Raw genomic sequence first — 21888 nt, 5'->3', positions numbered from 1 at the left:
AAAGCAGAATGCCAGAGAAATGCCAAGCCTCCGGGCTCACCGGACCCGCCACGCCGGGTGCTCGTCCCCGACGGCGGGCGCCGCGATCAGGCCGTTCTCGGCCGCCCCGTCGTCGCTCTCGGGCTCGCACAGGTACACGGCGATCGCGCCGAGCGGCTGCTCGGTCTCGACCCGGGACCACCCCTCCGGGGCGCGCCGCGCCTCCGCGCGCCACGCGACGGCCACCTCGCCGACCTGGGCCGCCTCGAGGATCGCGCGGCCGTGCTCGGCGCCGAGCGACGCCACCCGGGCGACCTCGACGTCGTGCACGCCCTCGGCCGGCGCGACGCGGAGCCCGTGCCGGCGCAGGGCCTCGGCGATCGCCGGCGGCACGAGGTAGGCCCGCGGCCGATCCACCACGGTCGTCCCGACGAACCGCGCGAGGTGCGGGATCCGCACGGTGACGGGCGCGCCCTCGAACGCCCGCGGGCTGCGCGTGAGGACGTCGATGGGGGTCGCGGTCGGCTCGAGGCGGTAGCGGACCGCGACGCGATCCGGCGGCCGGGCGCTCGAGGCCACGACCTCGCGGATCGCGTCCGCGTGCGCGGCGGCCCAGGAGAGCGTCTCGATCTGCCACGCCGACGCGGTCTGGACCCGCTCCTCGAACGAGAGGTAGCTGTAGCACTCGAGCAGCAGGTCGAGCCGGCCCGTCAGCCCGCGGTAGTTCGAGCCGAACCGCGGGTGGTGCGGGTAGGTCATCCAGCCGAGCCCGACGGACGCCGCCGGATCCGCGTCGCCGCCCGCGTCGAGCGCGCGCTCGTCCTCGACGAAGTTGCCGTACCAGCCGCTCTCGAAGCCGCGCTTGCGCACCGCGGCCGTCACCTCGGGGACCAGGCGGTCGCGCACCATCGCGATCGGCTCGGCGCGGCCCGACTCGACGGTGTGCGGCACGTCGACCGTCATGTGGAACCGGTGCACCGAGCCGTTGGTCGCGTGGTTGTCGATGGTGAGATCGGGCGCCCACGGGATGCACACGCGCTCCTGGAGCAGGCGCATCTCGGGCGCGGCCTGGCGGAGGTAGTCGCGGTTCAGGTTGATGCCCTGGCTCTGCGTCCGGGTGCCGACGACCGGGCCGGGCTGGCCGGTGAGCTTCTTCAGGTCGAGACGGCGGTTCTGCGGGTCGAGCGCGTCGTTGCCGTCCGGGTTGAACAGCGGCGCGACGAGGAGCACGAGCGTGTCGAGCCAGTCGGGGTGCCGGCCGTCGAGCAGGTCGCGGACGAGCGCGAGGCTGGCCTCCTTGCCCTCCACCTCGCCCGGATGGATCCCGTCGAGCATCAGCACCACCGGGCGCCCGGCGCGGCGCGCCTCGGCCGGGGAGCGCACGCCGTCCTTCGACAGCACGAGCAGCGGCAGCTCCCGTCCGCCCGGGCTGGTCCCGAAGGTCGTCACGGCGAGGCGCGGGTCGTCGCGGGCTTCCAGCGCGCGGACGAACCGCATTACGTCGGCGTGGAGGGAGGTCTCGCGGAATCCGGTGGCTTCGGCGCGGGTGAGCAGCATGAGCCCGATCTCTACCGCGCCGCTCGCCGGGCGGGACAGCTATCGGCGCCGGGGGCGCGCCTCGCGGGAAGAGGCGGGAAGAGTCGGGAAGAGAGCGCGCGCGTGGCTGTTTCACGAGCTAGGCTCGAAGCGTGGGCCGCCGCTCGGCGGGCCCGGCGAGGACAGGATGAGCACCAGCGAAACCAGGGCGATCACCCGTGAGCTCAAGCTGCATGCGGCGCTGCTCGGAGGCGTCGTCGCGCTCCTCTGGGCGATCGAGATCCTCGATTTCACGGTGTTCCGCGGATCGCTCGATACCTTGGGAATCCGTCCTCGGACGATCCCGGGCCTCGTCGGCATCGCGCTCGCGCCGTGGCTGCACGGCGGGTTCGCGCACCTCGCCGCGAACACGGTCCCGCTCGTCGCGCTCGGCTGGCTGATCCTGCTCCGCAGGAAGAGCGACCTCGTCCTCGTGACGCTCCTCTCGGCGCTCGTGGGCGGCCTCGGGGTCTGGCTCATCGGGTCGAGCAGCTCGGTGCACATCGGCGCGAGCGGCGTCATCTTCGGGTATTTCGGCTTCCTGCTCCTCCGCGGCTGGTTCGAGCGGAGCCTCCTCGCGATCGCGCTCTCGCTGGTGGTCGGCTTCGTCTACGGCGGGATGATCTGGGGCGTGCTCCCGACGCAGGTGGGCATCTCCTGGGAGGGCCATCTCTTCGGCTTCCTCGGCGGCGTCCTCGCCGCGCGCCTCGTCGGCGGCCGCCTGCGCGCGCAGGCCGCTGGCGCCGGCGGGCGCTCGATGTCGAGGCGATGAGGCGCCCCGCGCTCCGTCTTCCCGTCCTGAGCGCGGAGGAGCAGCCCGCCGCCGAGGAGCGGCTCGCCGCGCTGCACCGCGAGCTCGAGGCGTGCCGCGCCTGCCCGAAGATGATCGGCCCGGTCGTCCACGGTCCGCCCGTCCCGAGCCGGATCCTGCTCATCGGCCAGGCGCCCGGCCCGCGCGAGGGCAGCCTGGGCCGCCCGTTCGCGTGGACGGCGGGCCGCACCCTGTTCCGCTGGTTCGAGGCGGCGCTCGGCGTGCGCGAGGACGAGCTCCGGCGGCGCGTCTACATGTCGGCCGTCGCGCGCTGCTTCCCCGGCAAGGCGAAGGGCGGCGGCGACCGGAGGCCCGATCCCGAGGAGATCCTGCGCTGCCGGACGCACCTTGCGCGCGAGGTGGGGATCCTGGAGCCGAGGCTGATCCTGCCGGTGGGCGGCCTGGCGGTGGAGCAGGTGCTCGGCCACCGAGGGCCGCTCGCGGGCGTGATCGGCGAGGCGCGGCGGGCGCGCTTTCACGGCGTCGAGGTCGACGTCATCTGCCTGCCGCACCCGAGCGGCGCGTCGACCTGGCACAAGACCGAGCCGGGGATCTCGCTCCTCGGCCGCGCGCTCCGCCTCATCGCGGAGCACCCCGAGGCCGCGCGCGCGTTCGCCGGCGCCGCGCCCGCTGCCGCGGCGCCCGAGGGGCCGCCGTAGTCGCGCGGAAGGCGCCCGGGAGACGCGCGGAAGACGCGCGGAAGACGCGCGGAAACCGCGCCGGGAGGCGTCTCCCGACGAAGCGTGGACATCCTGTCGAGGACGGCCAGGCCGACAGATCAGGATACGCGCCGACAGCACGGAACGCGCGGCAACTCCGCCGGGCGTGCGCCGTATTCAGTGCCTCACGACGCGTCACGACCGCCAAGCACACCGCGGTCGCGGCGCACCGTGAAACGGATTGTCATTTTGGCAGGATGCGCCATTGTACAGGTCGCCGACGTGTCCACTTTGGCAGAGCGACACCAGAAGCCCTGTGATCCATGCGGTGGATCCGGCGGAGGGCTGCTGGCACGACGCTCGCATTTACATGCAGCAAAGGCGCTGGCGGCGGGCGGGCGCTCGCGAACGAGGCAGGTAGCACCATGTTGAAGATCCTCCGGAAGTTGAATGAAGGCAGCCTCCTCCAGCGCACCATGATGCATATCGCGGTGTTCGTCGCCGGATCGGCGAGCGTCGTGGCGCTGACCAGCGTGCTGCTCGTGTCGACCGCGAAGGCGGTGCTGCCGCCGCACGACGCGACCGAGGCTGGCGCCGACACGGCGGATACGGAGGAGAAGGGCGCCGACGCGGATGCGGAGCCGGGCTCGCCGGAGGCGGCGGCGCGCCCCGCCGGCGCGAAGGCCGGGGCCAAGGCGCTGGCGCGTGTGGCGAATCGCCGCGAGAGCGCGGTCGCGCAGTGACGGCCGCGCCGACGCGGGCGCCCGCAGAGAGGGCGCCGAGAGCCGGGTGAGCGCTCCAGGGGACGCCAACCGCCAGGTGAGCGCTCCAATCCCACCAGCCTCCCCACCGTAGGTCTATTTCCCTCCTCTGGATCTGCGCGGTTTTCCGCGGGCGGTGCCCTGGAAACGCGCCCCGGTCCATGGCGCGACCGGGCGGCTTGACAGCGGCGAGACCCCTGCGGTCTCCTGACCTACAAACCGTGACGATCAGGGAATGCATGCGAGGACAGCGGCAGGGCACACCGCCGTCCTGGTCCCCCCGGAGCTCGGCGCCGCCGCACCCGGGAGGCGCAGCGCTCCTCCGCGATCTCAGGATCGCGACGTCGTGAGCGTTCGCCTCGAAAGCACTCTGGCGAAATGCGCGGTGAGCTGGTGTGGGGGGCACCATCGCCATGTGGTTGGAAGTCGAGCTGGATACCGGCGATCAAGGCCTGCGCGTCAGCGCGCGCAGCAGCCGCGGCGAGCGCGCTCCGGCGCGCGAGCTGCTTCCCGAGGAAGGCCTCGATGCGCTCCAGGCGTTCGCCAGCAAGGTCGGACGCGCGGTCCGGGGCGGTAAGCCGCTCGACCCTGCCGCCCTCGGCGACGCGCAGCGGCTCCACGGAGAGCTCATCGACGGCGACCTGCGGGACGTCCTCGTCCGCCTCGGCGAGGCCGCGAAGGAGAGGCGGCTGCTCGTGCGGCTGTTCGCCCGCGATCGCGCGCTCCAGGTCATCCCCTGGGAAGCGCTCTGCCGCCCGGGCACGTCCGAGGGCTTCTGGGGGGCCGACCCCCGGCTGCTGCTCGCCCGCGGCGTCGACTCCGCGGAGCCCTGGGAGCCGCGCGAGGTCCGCGGCGCCGTCCGCGTGCTCGCCATCGCGCCCGGCGCCCATGAGCAAGCCCTCGCCGCGCTGAGGGTGGCGCTCGGCGAGTCCATCGACTCGGGCGAGATCGAATGGCTGGATCCCATCGCCGGCCCGGACGTGAGCCCGCGCGTCCTGTTCGATCGGCTCCGGCGGGGCAAGACACCGCATATCGTCCACTTCCTCGGCCACGGCGGCGTGGACGTCTCGGGCAAGCCCGTCCTGCGCGTGGCCGACGACGAGGAGGGAGAGGAGGTCTGGGTCACCGCCGAGGCGCTCGGGCGGGAGCTCAGCGCGAGCTTTTATGAAGAGCTGCGCCTCGTGGTGCTCGAGGCGTGCGAGGGCGCCAAGGCTGGCGCGTTCGGCAGCGCCGCGGAGGTGCTGGGGAAGGCGGGCGCGGACGCGGTGGTGGCGCACCTCTGGCCGGTGAAGGCCGACGTGGCGCGCGTCTGCTCGACCGAGATCTACCGCGCGCTGACCGGCGCGGACCGGACGTCGGGCGACATCGGCGCGGCCGTGGCGGCGGCGAGGAGGACGCTCCTCGCGACGAGCGCGGAGGCGTTCTCGCCGGTGCTGTACCTGCGCGGGTCGGACTCGGTGATCTTCAACTTCGCGGGTCGGCGCGTCTCGAAGCCGGGCGCGAAGCGGGGGTCGAAGCGGCTCGCCCCTGCGCTCCAGGGGCTGCTCGAGGGGGCCTTCACGACGGTGATCGGCGACGTCGACGAGGATCGAGCCGTCCTCCGCCAGGAGCTCACGAGCTTCATGAAGGAGAACGGCGACGCGCGCATCGACGGCCTGTCGCTGAGCACGCTCACCCAGCGCTGCGTGCTCCGGTTCGGTCAGGAGGTGCTGCACTCCCTGTTTCAGCAGTCGCTCACGCAGACGCCTCACGGCGAGATCCCGCCGCTGATCGAGGCGCTCGCGCGCTTCGTCCAGCCCGGGGTCCATGTCACGCTCCTCTGGAAGCCGCACCTCGAGCGCGCGATCGCGGCGGCGCACCCGCAGCGCACTGTGTACGCGATCCAGCCTTCGATCGCCGGATCGAGCGGAAAGCCGCGCGTCGTCAAACGCGCCGCAGGCACGACCTCGTGGAAGATGGAGCCGCTCCTGCCCAGGCGCTTCGATCTCGAGAACGAGATCATCGTGCTCCGCCTGTACGGCGGCTATTCCGCCGAAGCGCGGCCCATCTTCTCGCCGCCGATCCTCACCGACGACGATCACATCCACGGCCTGCTCGGCGCCGAGGGGCTGAGGCCGCCCTCGTGGATGGCCGAGCTCCTCGCGCGGCCTAGGATCCAGCCCGGGCTCTTCCTGGGCTTATCCATCCTCGACTGGCGCCACAGGATGCTCCTGCGCTGGCTCTACGACCAGAGCCCCGCGCCCAAGGACAGCCTGGCCCTCCTGACGCCCGACGCCGAGCCCGCCGAGGTGGAGATCTGGGACGGCGGCGGCGGGCTGCCCGGCGCGGCCCGCATCACGGCGATCACCGAGGATCCGACGCAGCTGGCGCCGCTGCTCGCCGACTTCGGCATGGGCGAGGCGCGGTGAGCGTGCTCATCACGAACCCATTTCCCGGACCGCAGCCGTACCGCGCCTCGGACCGGGAGCGGTTCTACGGGCGCGCGGACATGGCCTATCATCTACAGGGCAGCGTCCTCGCCAACCGGTGCGTCACCGTGTATGGCCCCTCGGGCGCGGGGAAGTCGTCGCTGATGCAGGCGGCGGTCATCCCGGCGCTCGTCGACGCTCAGGACATCTCCGTCGCGCGGGTCGACGGCTGGCCCGAGGACCAGGAGCCGGCGCGCTGGCTCGCCCATGCGGTCTACGCGGATCTCAGCCTGGGCGGGCCACGGGAGGGCCTGTCCGCGGAGGACGCCTTGCTGGCGGCGGCGAGGCGGGCGACGCGCCGGTCGTCGCGGATCATGCTCCTCTACCTCGATCAGATCGAGCAGCTCCTCCATGCAAGCCGAAGCGCCGACGCATCCGAGGCGTTCTTCGACACCCTGAACCGCCTGGTCGAGCTCCCGCTCCGCAATCTTCGCGTCGTGCTCTCGCTGCGCGAAGACTACCTTGGGCGGTTTCGCGATCGCCTGCGCGATCACCGCAGGCTCCTCGATAACGGCTTCCGCGTGGGTCCGCTCACCGTCGCCGAGCTCTCCGCGGCCGTGTGCCATGCGGCTGCTGCGGGCGAGCCGCCGCAGACATGGGACCTCGAGCAGATGACCGCCCTGATGCTCCAGGTGCGCGTACCCGGCCAGGCGGCCACCGACCAGGCCGAGGCGCAGTCGGCGTATGCGCAGATCGTGTGTCGCGCGCTGTTCCGGCTGCGCGCCCGCGGCGACGGCGCGTCCGGCGGAGACGGCGCGCCCGGAGGCGAGGCGGAGGCCGAGCCCATCTTGCGGGGCTACCTCGAGACGACGCTGGACGCGCTGGGCCCGCTGAGGGGCTCGGCGCAGCGCCTCCTGGAGGACCACCTCGTCACCGCGGACGGCAGCCGGACCCTGCGCACGGAGACCGAGCTCTTGCGGCTCATCCCGGAGACGGATCTCTCGCCGATCCTGACGGCCCTGGAGGGCGCGGCCATCCTTCACGCCGAGGAGCACCAGGGCAGCCGTTACTTCGAGATCGGCCACGACTGGCTGGCGCGTAGGGTGTTCGAGCATCGGCAGCAGCGCGAGCGCGAGGAGGAGCAGCAGCGTGAGCTACGACGCCAACGCGATGAATCCGAGGCGAGGCTCACCAAGGAGCGCGCGAAGCGGCGCAGGCTGGTCGTGATCGCGGCCGTGTCGGTGGTGCTCGCCGCGGGCGCCGGGGCGCTGGGGCTCTGGGCCTGGCAGCAGAAGCACAAGGCGGAGACGGCCTACCGTGCCGCCGAGGAGCAGACACAGCTCGCCCAAAAGCGGCAGGCCGAGGCGCGCGCGGCCCTGAGGGAAGTGGAGGAGCAAAAGCAGCGCGCCGAGGAAGAGACGAGGCGCGCCGAGGCAGAGACGACGCGCGCGGAGGCAGAGAGAAGCAGGGCCGAGGCCGAGGCCGCGAGGGCCCGCGTGGCGGCCGAGGAGGCGCAGCGAGCGCGGGACGAAGCGCGGGAGGCCGAGCAGCTGGCCCGCGCCGCCGAGGCCCTGGCGCGCCAGGCCGAGCTGAAGGCGCGCGAGGAGGAGCAGAAGGCCAACCGCGCTGCGGAACAGGAGCGCCGCAGCAAGGAGAAGCTGGAGCGGCTGATCGAGCGCGCGGCCGGGAAGATTCAGGGCGGGTTGAACTGACCCGGGGGAGCGAAGAAGATGACATCGACCACGAGACGAATCGGGCACGCACGGCTCGGGCTGGAGCTGCTGATAGGCGCGGCGCTGGTCGGCCGCGCGGCCCCGGCGTACGCTCAGCAGCAGCCGCAACAGCATCAGCCGGAATCACAGGCGCATCCAGAATCGCAGCCGCAGTCGCCGGTGCGTCCGTGGCACCAAGGCGTCTCGGAGGAGCGCAAGCAGAAGGCAGAGCAGCTGTTCCAGGAGGGGCGGGAGCTGCACCGGAGCTTGTTGCTCGCGGAGGCGAGGGAGAAATACGAGGAGGCGCTGAGCCACTGGGAGCAGCCGGAGCTGCGGTTCTACCTCGGCAGCGTGCTCATGCGCACCGGGCTGCCGCTGTCGGCTTACGAGAACCTGCAGAAGGCGCTGCAGTGGGGCGGAGGCGCGCTCGCTCCGCACATCGAGGCCGAAGCCCGCGCCGCCATGAGAGAGCTCATGAACCAGGAGCTCGCCGTTATCGAGATCCGCTGTGACGAGCCGGGTGCCGCGGTGCTCCTCAACGGCAAGCCGTGGTTCATCGGCCCTGGCGCCGCACGGCGGCTGGTCATCCCCGGCGAGCACATCGTGACAGCCAGGAAGGCGGGGTATTACCTCATCGTGCAGCCCGTCGTCGTGCTCGCAGGCAAGCGGGCCTCGGGGACCATCCGCCTGAGCATCGACGCCACGATCACCGAGCGCCGGTGGCAAGCGTGGTGGGCGCCGTGGTCGGTGGTGGGCGCGGGCGCGGCCCTGGGGCTCCTCGGCGCCGGGCTCACTTGGCAGGCGAACACGCACCACGACGAGACGGCGCAGCGGCTTCAGCGCGACTGCGGGACGATGTGCTCGGCCGACGACGGCAGCGCGTACGACCAGAGCGTCCTGGAGAATCGGATCGCGATAGGCTCGTTCATCGCGGGGGGAACGGCCCTGATCGCGGGCGGGGTCCTGGTTTACGTGAACAGGCCGCGAACGTACCGGACCGAGGATCGAGGCAACATGAGGGTCGAGCTCACGCCCGTCGTGGCGGCCGGCACAGGGGGCCTGTCGACGCGCATCTCGTTCTGATACGGACGAACCGACCTACGCGACGCGGGGATCGTTCCGATGGCGAGCCGAGGCTCGGGTATCGGGGCGGAAGCAAGGGTGAGGAGATGATGAGGCCAAGGTCATCCGTGCATGCGAGGGGGGCCGGCGCCGGGCGCCAGCCGGCGGGCGGCGTGTCTCGCCATGTCGCGGCGATGCTGTTCGTGGCCACCCTGGCCGTCGCCGCCGGAGCTTGCCTGCAGCGGGGGACCCCCTGCGGCGAGGGATACTGCCCGAACGGCTACAGGTGCGACCCGACCGGAGATCCGCCCCGATGCCTGAGCTGCGGCAATGGCCGCGTCGACGAGGCCCTCGGGGAGATGTGCGACGACGGCAACGACGAGGACGGCGACGGGTGCAGCGCAGACTGCACGTCCGACGAGCGCTGCGGCAATGGCGTCATCGACAAGCTCAACGGCGAGCTGTGCGACGACGGCAACAAGAAGGACGGCGACGGATGCAGCGCCGATTGCGGGTCTGACGAGCGCTGCGGCAACGGCATCATCGATGAGGCCATGCAGGAGACCTGCGACTGCGGCGCAGGCGACGTCCTGCCGACCGCGACGACGTGCGCAGGACGGCAAAACTCCAAGTTCGGCGGCTACTGCCGCGAGGATTGCAAGCTGCACTGCGGCGACCGAGAAGTGGCTCCAGAAGAGGACTGTGATACGAACCTCCCGATCGCGACGTCCTGTGTGCCTTTCCAATATGATTTCGGTCGTCCCGGATGCGCCCTGTCGTGCGACGCCGTCACGATGGATCCTTGCGGGGACTGGAACTGGCGCGCGCACGCATCCGGGACAGCCATGCCATTGCATGCCGTGTGGGGAAGCGGACCGAGGGATGTCTTCGCCGTCGGCGACTCCGGCACCATCGTCCACTACGACGGCCAGGGCTGGCTGCCCATGGGCTCAGGCACATCCATGACTCTGCACGGCGTGTGGGGGAGCGGGCCGAGGGATGCCTTCGCCGTCGGCAACTCCGGCACCATCGTCCACCACGACGGCCAGGGCTGGCTGCCCATGGGCTCAGGCACGGCCATGGCTCTACGCGGCGTGTGGGGAAGCGGACCGAGGGATGTCTTCGCCGTCGGCGACTCCGGCACCATCGTCCACTACGACGGCCAGGGCTGGCAGCCCATGGATTCAGGCACATCCATGACTCTGCACGGCGTGTGGGGGAGCGGCGCCGAGGATGTCTTCGCCGTCGGCGACTCCGGCACCATCGTCCACTACGACGGCCAGGGCTGGCAGCCCATGGATTCAGGCACATCCGCGACTCTGCAAGGTGTGTGGGGGAGCGACGCCGAGGATGTCTTCGTCGTCGGAGACGGCGGCACCATCGTCCACCACGACGGGCGGGCCTGGGGGCCCGTTGTCTCAGGCGCAGAAGTCGCGTTGCTCGATGTCTGGGGGACCGGCTCCGGCGACGTCTTCGTCGCTACCGCCAGCGGAGTCATGCATTACGATGGTCGCAACTGGAAGGGAATGCGCATGGGAATGAACGAGTCGGACTCTTCCTTTCCCAGCTCGATATTTAGCGCATGGGGAAGCGGCCCCGAGGACATCTTCGCCGTCGGCGAAGGCGGCACGATCGTGCACCACGACGGCCGCAGCTGGATCCGGGATCTGATTGATGGCTCTTTAGACCCCGTTTCCGTATGGGGAGCCGGAACTGACGACGTCTACATCCTCAGCGGCTCGGATGGCTCGATCTTGCGCCTCAACAGCAACAAGACAGAATACTACAGCACGAACGCATGGAGCCTTTACGACATATGGGCAAGCAGCTCCGCGGACATCTTCGCCGTCGGCCGGTCTGGCACAGTTGTTCATTTTGACGGCGCAAGCTGGGAGAACATGACCTCGGACACACTGGAATGGCTTGTCAGTGTATGGGGCAGCGGCCCCACGGACGTCTTCGCCGTCGGCGACGCTGGCACGATCGTCCATTTCGATGGCACGAGCTGGCAGACCATGGATTCAGGCACGTCCGAGGCGCTCGCCGGCGTATGGGGCAGCGGCCCCACGGACGTCTTCGCCGTCGGCAACTCCGGCACGATCGTCCATTTCGATGGCACGAGCTGGCAGGCCATGGATTCAGGCACGTCCGAGGCGCTCGCCGGTGTATGGGGCAGCGGCCCCACGGACGTCTTCGCCGTCGGCAACTCCGGCACGATCGTCCATTTCGATGGTACGAGCTGGCAGACCATGAACTCGGGGGTATCGGACAGAGTGGTAGCCATCTGGGGCTCCGCTCCCCACAATGTCTACGCCGTCGGCGATCGTGGTCTATTTTTGCAGTACGATGGCACCTCCTGGTTGAAGCTCAACTCCAGGACAGAAATCCCGTTTCGAGACATCCTGGCGGATGCCCAATCGTTATACATCATCGGTGGCAAACTCAGGATTCTCGAAACGGTCTACAGTGAAACGTTTCGATACACCCGAACAACAGTAATGCGGTAGCCCCAGCCATGGACCAGGGCACGCCGTCTCGACCGCGTCAGACATGGGTAGGCTGCGGCGACACGGTTCTCGATCTGAGGCGCGGGCTCGGTCTTCGCGACGTCAAGGCGACGATGCGAAGCTCTGGTATCGGGCGGAAGCGAGGGTGAGGAGATGATGAGGCCAAGGTCATCCGTGCATGCGAGGGGGGCCGGCGCCGGGCGCCGGCCGGCGGGCGGCGTGTCTCGCCATGTCGCGGCGATGCTGTTCGTGGCCACCCTGGCCGTCGCCGCCGGAGCTTGCCTGCAGCGGGGGACCCCCTGCGGCGAGGGATACTGCCCGAACGGCTACAGGTGCGACCCGACCGGAGATCCGCCCCGATGCCTGAGCTGCGGCAATGGCCGCGTCGACGAGGCCCTCGGGGAGATGTGCGACGACGGCAACGACGAGGACGGCGACGGGTGCAGCGCAGACTGCACGTCCGACGAGCGCTGCGGCAATGGCGTCATCGACAAGCTCAACGGCGAGCTGTGCGACGACGGCAACAAGAAGGACGGCGACGGATGCAGCGCCGATTGCGGGTCTGACGAGCGCTGCGGCAACGGCATCATCGATGAGGCCATGCAGGAGACCTGCGACTGCGGCGCAGGCGACGTCCTGCCGACCGCGACGACGTGCGCAGGACGGCAAAACTCCAAGTTCGGCGGCTACTGCCGCGAGGATTGCAAGCTGCACTGCGGCGACCGAGAAGTGGCTCCAGAGGAGGAGTGTGATACGAACCTCCCGATAGCGACGTCCTGCGTGAGCGCGCGCTACGACTTCGGTCGCCCCGGGTGCGCGCTGTCCTGTGATGCTGTTTCGACCGATTCCTGCGGGTACTGGAACTGGCATACGCATCAGTCCGGGACAGCGATGCCGATGAACGACGTGTGGGGAAGCGGTCCGAAGGATGTCTTCGCTGCCGGGGAAGGCGGCACCATCGTACATTACAACGGCCAGATCTGGGCCCCCATGGATTCAGACACGCGAGCTTCGCTACGAGGCCTGTGGGGGAGCGGCGCTCAGGACGTCTTCGCCGTCGGCGATGGCGGCGCGATCGTCCACTACGACGGCCAGGGCTGGCTGCTCACGGATTCAGGCACATCCATGGCTCTACACGACGTATGGGGGAGCGGCGCCCAGGATGTCTTCGTCGTCGGCGACGGCGGCACGATCGTGCACTACGATGGCCAGGGCTGGCTGCCCATGGCTTCAGGCACATCCATGGCTCTACACGACGTATGGGGGAGCGGCGCCGAGGATGTCTTCGCCGTCGGCGACGGCGGCACGATCATTCACTACGATGGCCAGAGGTGGCTGCCCATGGATTCGGGCACCTCCATGGCTCTACAGGGGGTGTGGGGGAGCGGCGCCCAGGATGTCTTCGTCGTCGGCGACGGCGGCACGATCGTGCACTACGATGGCATAAGCTGGCGCCCAGTCGCCGCAGACACCAGCAGCTCGTTGCTCGACATCTGGGGAAGCGGCCCAGACGATGTCTTCGCCATCGCCGTCAGTGACTTCAACGAGCACGGCATAATCATGCATTTTGACGGCCACGACTGGAAGTCCATGCGCATAGGACTGAACGAGGAAGACTACAGTCTCCCAGTCTCCTTGTCCAGCGTGTGGGGGAGCGCCCCCGATGACGTGTTTGCGATCGGACACGGCGGCGCGATCGTACACTACGACGGTCGCTCTTGGGCGCGGGACATCGTTAACGGGCCAAGGTATCTCACTATCGTGGCCGTATGGGGAACCAGCTCCGACGACGTCTACGCCCTCGAGAACTCCGAGGGTCGAACCCTGCGCTTTGGCGGCGGATCATGGGGATTCGACTCAATCCTGAACGTGGATTATCCAAAGGACTTATGGGGGAGCGGCTCTGACGACATTTTCGTGGTCGGCCCCGGCGGCCAAATCGACCGATTCGATGGCGCGAGCTGGAAGCTCATGGAGTCAGGTACGCTGGAGGGGCTGTCCGGTGTATGGGGGAGCGGCCCGACGGACGCCTTCGCCGTCGGTGATTCCGGCACGATCGTGCACTTCGACGGCACGACCTGGGAGATCATGGAATCAGGTACGCTGGAGGGGCTGTCCGGCGTATGGGGGAGCGGCCCGACGGATGTCTTCGCCGTCGGTGGCTCCGGCACGATCGTGCACTTCGACGGCACGACCTGGGAGATCATGGAATCAGATACGCTGGAGGGGCTGTCCGGTGTATGGGGGAGCAGCCCGACGGATGTCTTCGCCGTCGGTGGCTCCGGCACGATCGTGCACTATGACGGCGTCAGGTGGAGACGAATGATCTCGGGTATATCAACGACACTTGCAGCTGTCTGGGGGACTGGCCTCAATGATGTCTATGCCGTCGGCGAAGGAGGATTGCTCTTACAGTATGACGGCACCGCCTGGCTGGCGATCAGATCCATGACGGAGGCCTCGCTTTACGATGTCTGGGGTGACGACCGCTCCTTGATCATCCCAGGTTGGACCGCTGCGGGAGCAGAGATCTTCCGCTACACTCGAACAGATCTTGCGCATTAGCCGCTCGGGGCGAGCGCCCGGCCCGCGCCAGCTGTCCTCACGGCCGCGCGCGATCCATGGTCGATCGTCGACTCGTGTGCGCGGTGGAGAGGTGATGCCGGCCGGACGAGAGACGCGACGTCTGCGGCTGGATCTGCCTAGCGCCCCCGTGGTAGCACCGATGCCGATGACCCAGCCCCCGAGCCCCCTCGCCACCCCGGTCGCATGGAACCTTGTCGCCGACGACTACGCCGTCGACATCGTCCCGCACTTCGAGAAATACGCCGCCGACGCCCTCCGGCTCGCCGCCATCGGCCCGGGCGCGCGCGTGCTCGACGTGGCCGCCGGGCCAGGCACCCTGTCCCTCCTCGCCGCCAGGGAGGCGCAGGTGACCGCCCTCGACTTCTCCCCGGCGATGGTCGAGCGGCTGCGCGAGCGCGCCGCGCGCGCGGGGCTCGCCGTGGACGCCCGCGTCGGCGACGGCATGGCGCTGCCCTTCGAGGACGGCGCCTTCGACGCCGCCTTCTCGATGTTCGGGCTGATGTTCTTCCCCGACCGCGACCGCGGCTTCCGCGAGCTCCTCCGGGTGCTGCGCCCGGGTGGCCGGGCCGTCGTCGGGAGCTGGGCGCCGATGGACCGGTCGCCGATCATGGACGAGCTCTTCTCGGCGATCCGCGCCGAGCTGCCCGGGCTGCCCTTCGGCGAGGGCAAGGCGCCGCTCGGAGATCCGGCGGAGCTCCGCGCCGAGATGGAGGCCGCCGGCTTTCGCGACGTCTCGGTGCGCGAGGTCGAGCACGCCTGGGAGGCGGCCTCGACCGAGGAGCTCTGGGGCTCGATGCGCCGGAGCAACGCGCCGCTGGTGCTCCTGCGGGACAAGCTCGGCGAGGCGCGCTGGGACGAGCTCGGCAAGGCGATCCTCGGCCGGCTGCGGGCGCGGTTCGGCGAGGGTCCTCAGCGCCTCGGGATGGTCGCCAACCTGGGCGCCGGAACGCGCTAGCTCCACCCCCCAGGAGTCCGGCCAGGGCTCCGGGGAGAGATAGAGCTCAACGCACAGGCGCAAAGGCGCGCTCCCCGACACGAGCTCATTGTGTCCGCGCGACCACGGCGAGAAGGGTGTCGAGATCGAGCGGCTTCTTGAGCAGCGCGCACGCGCCCAGGGTGGCCGCTCTGGGATCATCCTGCGGGCTCATCGGGACCTCCGGCCGGCGGGGACACCTCGGTCGGCAGAGCGTGGCGGCGCCGGCGCAGGGGGAGGTCCACGATGAAGGCCGCCCCCGCGCCGAGCTCGCTCTCGACGCGAATCGAGCCGCCATGGGCGATCACGATCCGGCGGCTGATGTACAGCCCCAGGCCGAGACCGCCGTAGTGCTGCGCCGAGACGCCTCGCTCGAAGCGTTCGAAGATATACGGCACGCGGCTCGGGTCGATCCCGATGCCGCGATCGGCGACGACCAGCTTGGCCATCTCGCCCTCGGCCGCGACGCTGATCTCGATCGGCTTGCCCCTCCCATACTTGATGGCGTTCAGCACCAGGTTGGTCACCACCTGCTCCAGACGGGCCCTGTCCCACATGCCCACCACGGGAGCGTCGGCCCGCCATATCACCGTACTTCCGGACTGCTTCAGCTCCACGTCGAAGTCCTCCACGACCTCTCGCGAAAGCGCCCGGAGATCGACGTCTCCCAGCGTCAGCTCGAGCTTGCCTGCCTGGATCCGAGCCACGTTGAGCAGATCTTCAATGAGCCTGACGAGCCGCCGGCACTGCCGGTCGGCCATCCCGGCCAGCCTCTGCGCGCCGGCGGGGAGCGCCGTCGCCTCGCGCATCAAACCTTGCACGGCGAGCTTCAGGCCCGCGATGGGGGTATAGAGCTCATGAGAGGCGATCGACACGAAGTCGTCGCGCATCCGCACCGCTGCTTCGGCGGCGGCCCGGGCCCTCTGCTCGTCCTCCAGGAGCAGGGCGCGCTCCGCCTCGATCCTCTTCCGCTCCGTGATGTCCGTGGAGATGCCGCCCACCGCGTACGGGACGCCGGCAGCGTCGCGCAGAGGGAACTTGATGGCGACATAGGTGTGCACGCCATCGTCCTGAGGCATCACCTCCTCGTCTTCCAGCGCCGTCCCGGCGAGGAGCACCCGCTGGTCGAAAGCGCGGAGCGCCTCCGCGTGCTCCCGGGAGAACACGTCATCGTCGCTCTTGCCCACGATGGCGTCGCGCGTGATGCCGAACAGCTCCTCGAAGCGGCGGTTGACGAGGATGTAGCGCCCCTCGATGTCCTTGACGGAGACGATGGCCGTCGAGCTGTCGATGATGGCGCGCAGGAGCTCCTGGCTCGTGCGCAACGCCTCCTCCGCGCGCCTGCGCTCCTCCGCGACCTTCCGCAGCGCCGCCTCCGTCTGCTCGTGCTCCGCGATCTTGCGCCTGAGCTGGGCGTTGGCGCGGCTGAGCTCGGCGGTGCGCTCGGCGACCTGCTGTTCCAGCCGCTCTTTTGCCCGGGCTTCTTCTGTCAGGCGAGCATCGAAGTCGAAGATGGATTTCAAGTCCACCTCGATCACATCGCGACACTGCGCCACGAGCGTCTGGTAGGTCTTGCTGTACTGGTTCGCGCGGTCGTCCAGCACGCAGATGGTCCCGAAGATGTCCCCCGTGGGCCAGGCGATCGGGAAACCGAGGTAGGATATCATCCCGAGCTTGACATCCGGACTCGACTCCCACTGCTCATCCTTCGAGGCGTCAGGGACCAGCAGCGGCATTCGGGTCTTCATCACGGTCTCGCAGTAGAGCCCGGTGTCGAGACGCGCGCGTTCGTTGGGCTCATAAGGGTTCCCCTTCGACTCGCTGGCGACGAAGACGACCATCTCGGGCGGCTCGACTCTCATGATCAGAGCGGCCGGGACGCGCAGGATCTCCGCGAGGAGATCGGTCATCTCCTGCCACTTGCGAGCGATGTCCGTCGGAATGTCGATGGCGACCGTGCTCGATCGGCCTCTTCGGCCGCTCCCGGGCGACGAGGTCTTCGTCCCGAGGTCGTCCGCGCGCTGCTCCGGCGGGCAGCCGGAGGCGGCCCCATGCGGCCCGAGGCCCGCGCTCTCAGCGCGCTCCGAGGGCGCGGGCTCGCCCAGCCCCGGGCGGCGGGCATGGTCGACAACGAGCGCGCCTGGCTCTGTGTGATCGTCGGTCCCGGTACGCATGAGCCCCCACGACGACGAATCGTGCGAAGGGCCGTCCGGTTGTCAAGGTGGGCGCGACGGCGCCGCCTCTGAGGACGGAGCGCGACGAGCCGGCCGGGGCCGGTCGAGCCCTAGCCGGCCGGGGCCGGTCGAGCCCTACCCTGGTCGCCGCCGAGGACACCGAACGGGTCAACGGACGATCACGCGCACCGGGGAGCCGGGCAGCCCCTGCAGCCCCGCCGGCACTGGCTTCTTGGACACGAGCTCGAAGCTGTAGCGCCGCAGCAGCGTACCCAGGATCAGCTTCATCTCGTACAGCGCGAAGGCGGCCCCGATGCAGCGCCGGTTGCCGCCGCCAAACGGCAGGAATTCGAAGGGGGAATAGGTCCGCTCCAGGAATCGTTCGGGCCGAAACACCGCAGGCTCCGGAAATACCGCGGGATCGTGGTGGGCCCAGATGATCTGCGCGAACACGCCTGCTCCGGCCGGCAGCTCGTAGCCCGCGATCTGCATCGGCCTATTCAGCTTGCGTCCCACGCCCGGGGTGGGCGGGCGCAGGCGCAGCGTCTCGTTGCACACCGCTTCCAGGTACGGCGCCTTGGCCAGCGCCTCGGGCTCCGGATCCGCGCCCAGCGCCGTCAGCTCGTCCTGCAGCCGGCGCAGCGCGGCGGGCGCGTGTCCGAGAAAATAGAGCACCCAGGTGAGCGCGCCCGCGGTCGTGCTGTGCCCGGCGAAGAGCAGCGTGTGCAGCTGCTCGAAGATCTGCTGGTCGTCGAGCGCCGTCCCGTCTTCCTGGCGGGCTTCCAGGAGCAGGCTCAGGATGTCGGTGCGCTCGGCGGGCTCGGCGCGGCGGCGGGCGACCTCCGGATCGAGGAAGCTGCGCAGGTCCTGGGTCGCGCGCAGCCTGCGCGCCCACGGGCCGAAGCCCCCGAACTCCCGGCGCAGCGCGGGGATCACGAGGGTGACGTTCAGGCCGAAGGAGAATGACTTGCGCAGCTCCTCGAGCAGCGTCTCGAGGCGCGCCACCTCCGCCGGTGCGGTGACCCCGAACACGAGGTGGATGATCGTCTGCAGCGAGATCTTGTGCATGAGGTCCTGCGCCGAGAGCTGCAGGCCCGGCTTGAGGTCCTGGGAGCACTGCAGGGTCAGGTCGCATATCTGCTTGCCATACAGGCGCATGCGCTGCCCGTGAAACGGCGGCATGAGCAGCTTGCGCATGGCCGCGTGCCGCGCGCCCGAGAGCGCGAACAGCGACGACTCTCCCATCGCCGCGGTGAAGCTCTCGCCCAGCATCTGGTCGAGGGCTTCCGGCGGCACCGCGAACACGGAGCGCAGCCCCTCCACGCTGCCGGTGGCCAGCCCCGGTTTGCCGTTCATCTTCGGGAGCGACATCGGATCGCCGTAGCGCTTCCGCATGCGCAGCGTGAAGCCGATCGGGTCGAGGATCCCCTGCACGTTCGTCAGGAGGCTGCTGGTGGGGCCTTTGGGCAAAGCGGTCATGGGGCGCGTTCCTTCGAGGGTAAGGCTTCCGCTGTGCGATGCGGGTGACATGCTACGAGCACGTCCGCCTGCTGCGCTATCATCCTGCGAAAATTTCCTCGCACGAGCAGCGATCGCATACGAGAAGGTTCGGTCGACCCCGGGCAGGTCCCAAAGGTGGAGCTTCATGTCTCCGAAACGTTTGGACTTCCTCCTCCCAGGGCCAGGCTGCCGCCCTCGCCCTTGTCGTCGGCGCGCAGCACGAACCCGACTCGTGTCGTCAGAGAGGAGCTGCCTCGCTCGTCACGGCCGACGAAGCGTTCCGGAGCGGCGGCGGCGCGTGGATTACCAGCTACGCCGCGCGATCCGATCGGCGAGCGCCTTTCGGGCGGCCTGCAGCCTGCGGGCGGTGGTGGCCGGGTTCAGTCGGTGCGCGCTGGCGCAGGCGGTGATGGTCTGGGGACCTGCCGCGGCGAGGAGGAGTTCGCCATCCTGCGCAGGCAGCTCGACGAGCGCGCGGAGCGCGGCGCGGGCCAGGAGCCTCCCCTCCACGTCGACGCAGCCTTCGCCGACCAGCGCGCGCGGCTCGTCGACCGGGACCTCTCGGCGGACGCGGGCGCGCCCCAGGTGATGGCCAGCCTGCCGCCATGTGATGCCGCGCAGCCAGCCCTGGAGCGCGCGGCGCGGATCGGCCCGCGGATCAGGGCGGTATCTGCCCTCCTGGACGGCTCTCCAGGCGGCCATGAGCACGTCCTGGAGCACATCCTCCCGATCGCGCGCGTGGACGCCGCAAGCGGCGAGCACGGCCGCGATCAGGCGCCGCTCCGCGACGAGGGCGCCGATGGGCGGCGAGACCGCGGGACGCCGCGGCGTCGAGCGCGCCGGAGCAGGCGGCGCACCGCGCTTGCGACGGCTCATCGGGAGATCCGGCGCGCCGCGCCTCGGCCGGCCGCCGGCAGGCAGCGGGGTGAGCGTTCGCGATGGAGCGTGGGTATTCCGGCGGCACGCCGCAGTACGCCGCTGTTGCGTTCCAGGGTGATCCATCGCTGCTCGTCGAAGGACGCGTCCATGCGCGCGAGTTCCCCGACGATCTCGCGCTTCGCTGCAAAATCGATCAGGCACGCTCGTTTTCACGCCCGTGACGCCGACGCGGCGCTCGCGCCGGAGCGGTGAAAGATCGAGCGCGATTAGAGCGACAAACGGGTTGAAACCGCTCGAAGAGCCGAAATTCGAAACGCCAAGGACGCCAAGATTTTGTTCTCTTCTTGGCGTCCTTGGCGTCCTTGGCGGTTCATTTCTCGGTCGATCGACGTGATCGTTGTTCTAGCGGGCGTGGGCTCGCCTTCACGGAGAGCCGTTCAACGCGTCCTCGATGGCGGGCAGGTAGGCGCTGCCGGGGAACGCCTCGCGGAACCGGGCGGCTCGCGCCGCGGCCTCGGCGCGCCGGCCGGTCTGGTCGAGCGCCTGGATCGCCAGGGTCTCGCGTTGCTGGGCTCGCGGGCTGCGCGGGTAGCTCCGCGCGTGGCGGTCGAGCGCCTCTAGCGCCTCGGTCGCCCTTCCCGCTCCGAGCGCGGCGATCGCGCGCTGGATCAGGGTCAAGTCGGTGTCCATCGGCGGGACGGCCGCCTTGGCGCCGGTCGCGGCAGGCGGCGCCGGCGCGGGCGCCGGCGAGGAAGACGCCGCAGGGACGTCCGCGAGCGCGGCCAGCGCGGCCGTCGCGCCCGCGCTGGCCGGGACCGCCGCGAGCACGTCGCCGCGGACGAGGGCGCTCTCCGGCGGGGCGGAGCGCGGCAGGGCCGCGTAGAGCGCGCCGGCGCCGGTGCCGGCCCCGCCCAGGAACAGCGCCGCGCCTGCTGCGGCGAGCTTCGCCCGCGCGACCCGGATGCCCGCCCGCGCGAGGCTCGCCGGGGCGCGGCGCGCTTCCCACCCCAGGACGGGCTCCGCCGCGGCGTCGCCGGGCGGGAAGGCGCGCGCAGCCTGGCCGGCCGGCGCGCCCCCGTCGCCCTCCGGGAGGGCGAGCCGCGCCTGAAGCCGCGCCCAGAGCAGCTCGCCGAGGCCTTCCGGCAGGTCGAGCCGGGCGTCCCCCAGCTCGAGCAGCAGCGGCCCGTGGGCCAGGGCGAGCGGCGCCAGCGCGGAGCGCGCGTGCACGCCGAGCGCGTCGCGCTCCCTCGCGCCGAGCCGCATGACCGCGGCCGCGAACTCCTTGCGGGCCCGCCGCAGCCGGTCCCACGCGGTGTTCTCCGGGATCTCGAGCGCCGCGGCGATCTCGCGCATCTCGATCCCCTCGAGCTCGTACAGGAGGAACACGACGCGCCGGTCGCCCTCGATGCACTGGACGAGCGCCCGGACGATCCGCTGCGTCTCGGCCTGCGCGAACCGCTGCTCCGCGTCGTCGCTCGGATCCGCGACGTCGATGCGCTCGGCCTCCGAGCGCGCGAGCAGCTCCCGCCGGTTCCGGGAGAGCCGCTGGTGCCGCAGGGCGAGGTGCGACGCGATGCTCGCCACCCACGCCTTCATGGAGAAGCGAGGGTCGTAGTCCTCGAAGCGGCGGTGGACGACCAGGAACACCTCCTGGGCCACATCGCGCAGGTGCCGCGCCGGGACCCCCATCCGCCAGAGCACCCGGAGGACGTACCGGAGCAGGCCCGTATAGACCTCCTCGAAGGACGGCCGCGGGGGCGGCTCGGGCGCCGGTCCGGGGTCGGCGTCGGCTGCCGATCCGGGGTCGGCGTCATGGGCGGGGGCCAGCGGAGGCCGGGGGGGTTGAGGCTCCGTCATCGCCGCTTCTTCCCGCGAGGCGGGCTGGGTTGTGGCGAAATCGTACGCGGGGCAGAAAAAAAACAGGACCGGGGGGCCGTGCGGTCCGCGGGCTGCGCCTGCAGCCGCCTCGCTCGCCGACGCCCGCCTGCCGCTTACGTGGCGTCTCCGTGTTCCGTTGCGAAATCAACCAGGCGCGTTGGGGACCGGCCGCCCATGCGCCTGCCGCGGGCTCTCGGTACGATGCGGGCTTCTGGTGACCCGGGGGTCACTCGGCTGAAGCGGGCGGCACACGATTTTTTTGCGCAGGAGATCCTGAGAAAGAAACGATGATTCTCGGAACGTAACCTTGCGAGCCACCATCGCCCCGCAAGCCTCCATGAGCCTGAGGGGGCTTCTCGCGTCCTTCTTGATGTGGTTTCCTGCCGAGGCGCTCGCGCCGTAGCGCTGCGTGCGCGGCGGCTGC

General features: G+C 70.3%; 15 protein-coding genes. 10 read left to right on the top strand and 5 right to left on the bottom strand.

The window, feature by feature from the left end; genetic code table 11:
- Positions 1 to 36 precede the first annotated feature (36 nt).
- On the bottom strand, positions 37 to 1536 hold the full coding sequence (locus tag NQZ70_RS17320; RefSeq protein WP_165374016.1) for a M14 family metallopeptidase: 1500 nt from the start codon (positions 1534 to 1536) through the stop codon (positions 37 to 39).
- Between the two features lie 166 nt (positions 1537 to 1702).
- On the opposite strand from NQZ70_RS17320, the gene NQZ70_RS17315 reads away from it, so the two are divergent.
- The 9 genes from NQZ70_RS17315 to NQZ70_RS17275 all read left to right on the top strand — a co-directional run bounded on the left by NQZ70_RS17315 (position 1703) and on the right by NQZ70_RS17275 (position 15015).
- Complete coding sequence (locus tag NQZ70_RS17315) at positions 1703 to 2326, top strand: rhomboid family intramembrane serine protease (RefSeq protein ID WP_129575193.1); 624 nt, start codon at positions 1703 to 1705, stop codon at positions 2324 to 2326.
- Positions 2323 to 3024, top strand: coding sequence for a uracil-DNA glycosylase family protein (locus tag NQZ70_RS17310; protein ID WP_207217876.1), 702 nt, complete (start codon positions 2323 to 2325; stop codon positions 3022 to 3024). The genes NQZ70_RS17315 and NQZ70_RS17310 overlap by 4 nt, the downstream gene beginning before the upstream one ends.
- 425 nt (positions 3025 to 3449) lie before the next feature.
- On the top strand, positions 3450 to 3767 hold the full coding sequence (locus tag NQZ70_RS17305; RefSeq protein WP_129575192.1) for a hypothetical protein: 318 nt from the start codon (positions 3450 to 3452) through the stop codon (positions 3765 to 3767).
- A 431-nt stretch (positions 3768 to 4198) separates the two neighbouring features.
- Positions 4199 to 6193, top strand: a complete 1995-nt coding sequence (locus NQZ70_RS17300) for a CHAT domain-containing protein (RefSeq protein ID WP_129575191.1) — start codon at positions 4199 to 4201, stop codon at positions 6191 to 6193.
- Between the two features lie 2 nt (positions 6194 to 6195).
- On the top strand, positions 6196 to 7905 hold the full coding sequence (locus tag NQZ70_RS17295) for a hypothetical protein (protein ID WP_207217875.1): 1710 nt from the start codon (positions 6196 to 6198) through the stop codon (positions 7903 to 7905).
- Between the two features lie 180 nt (positions 7906 to 8085).
- On the top strand, positions 8086 to 8988 hold the full coding sequence (locus tag NQZ70_RS17290; protein WP_237245380.1) for a hypothetical protein: 903 nt from the start codon (positions 8086 to 8088) through the stop codon (positions 8986 to 8988).
- Between the two features lie 107 nt (positions 8989 to 9095).
- Positions 9096 to 11474 (top strand): glucosyltransferase-I, encoded by a 2379-nt coding sequence (locus tag NQZ70_RS17285; RefSeq protein WP_237245379.1) that lies wholly within the window; start codon positions 9096 to 9098, stop codon positions 11472 to 11474.
- A gap of 240 nt (positions 11475 to 11714) precedes the next feature.
- Entirely contained in the window at positions 11715 to 14039 is a 2325-nt protein-coding gene (locus NQZ70_RS17280) for a glucosyltransferase-I (RefSeq protein WP_129575189.1), read from the top strand.
- A 166-nt stretch (positions 14040 to 14205) separates the two neighbouring features.
- Complete coding sequence (locus NQZ70_RS17275) at positions 14206 to 15015, top strand: class I SAM-dependent methyltransferase (protein ID WP_129575188.1); 810 nt, start codon at positions 14206 to 14208, stop codon at positions 15013 to 15015.
- Positions 15016 to 15191: 176 nt separating this feature from the next.
- On the opposite strand, the gene NQZ70_RS17270 is transcribed toward NQZ70_RS17275, so the two are convergent.
- The 3 genes from NQZ70_RS17270 to NQZ70_RS17260 all read right to left on the bottom strand — a co-directional run bounded on the left by NQZ70_RS17270 (position 15192) and on the right by NQZ70_RS17260 (position 19583).
- Complete coding sequence (locus tag NQZ70_RS17270) at positions 15192 to 17207, bottom strand: ATP-binding protein (RefSeq protein ID WP_129575187.1); 2016 nt, start codon at positions 17205 to 17207, stop codon at positions 15192 to 15194.
- A 168-nt stretch (positions 17208 to 17375) separates the two neighbouring features.
- Positions 17376 to 18686: a cytochrome P450 gene (locus tag NQZ70_RS17265; RefSeq protein WP_165374015.1), complete on the bottom strand. Its 1311-nt coding sequence runs from the start codon at positions 18684 to 18686 to the stop codon at positions 17376 to 17378.
- Between the two features lie 324 nt (positions 18687 to 19010).
- Positions 19011 to 19583, bottom strand: coding sequence for an RNA polymerase sigma factor (locus tag NQZ70_RS17260; protein ID WP_129575185.1), 573 nt, complete (start codon positions 19581 to 19583; stop codon positions 19011 to 19013).
- Between the two features lie 62 nt (positions 19584 to 19645).
- On the opposite strand from NQZ70_RS17260, the gene NQZ70_RS17255 reads away from it, so the two are divergent.
- Complete coding sequence (locus tag NQZ70_RS17255; protein ID WP_165374014.1) at positions 19646 to 19807, top strand: hypothetical protein; 162 nt, start codon at positions 19646 to 19648, stop codon at positions 19805 to 19807.
- Between the two features lie 202 nt (positions 19808 to 20009).
- Here NQZ70_RS17255 and NQZ70_RS17250 read toward each other — a convergent pair whose 3' ends face one another.
- Positions 20010 to 21443, bottom strand: a complete 1434-nt coding sequence (locus NQZ70_RS17250) for an RNA polymerase sigma factor (RefSeq protein ID WP_129575184.1) — start codon at positions 21441 to 21443, stop codon at positions 20010 to 20012.
- Positions 21444 to 21888 lie beyond the last annotated feature (445 nt).

It is taken from the genome of Sorangium sp. So ce836, assembly GCF_028553905.1.
In the GTDB taxonomy this organism is placed as follows: Bacteria; Myxococcota_A; Polyangia; order Polyangiales; family Polyangiaceae; genus Sorangium; species Sorangium cellulosum_D.
The sequence above is the reverse complement of the archived record's forward strand: the minus strand, read 5'-3'. Positions and strand labels throughout refer to the sequence as shown.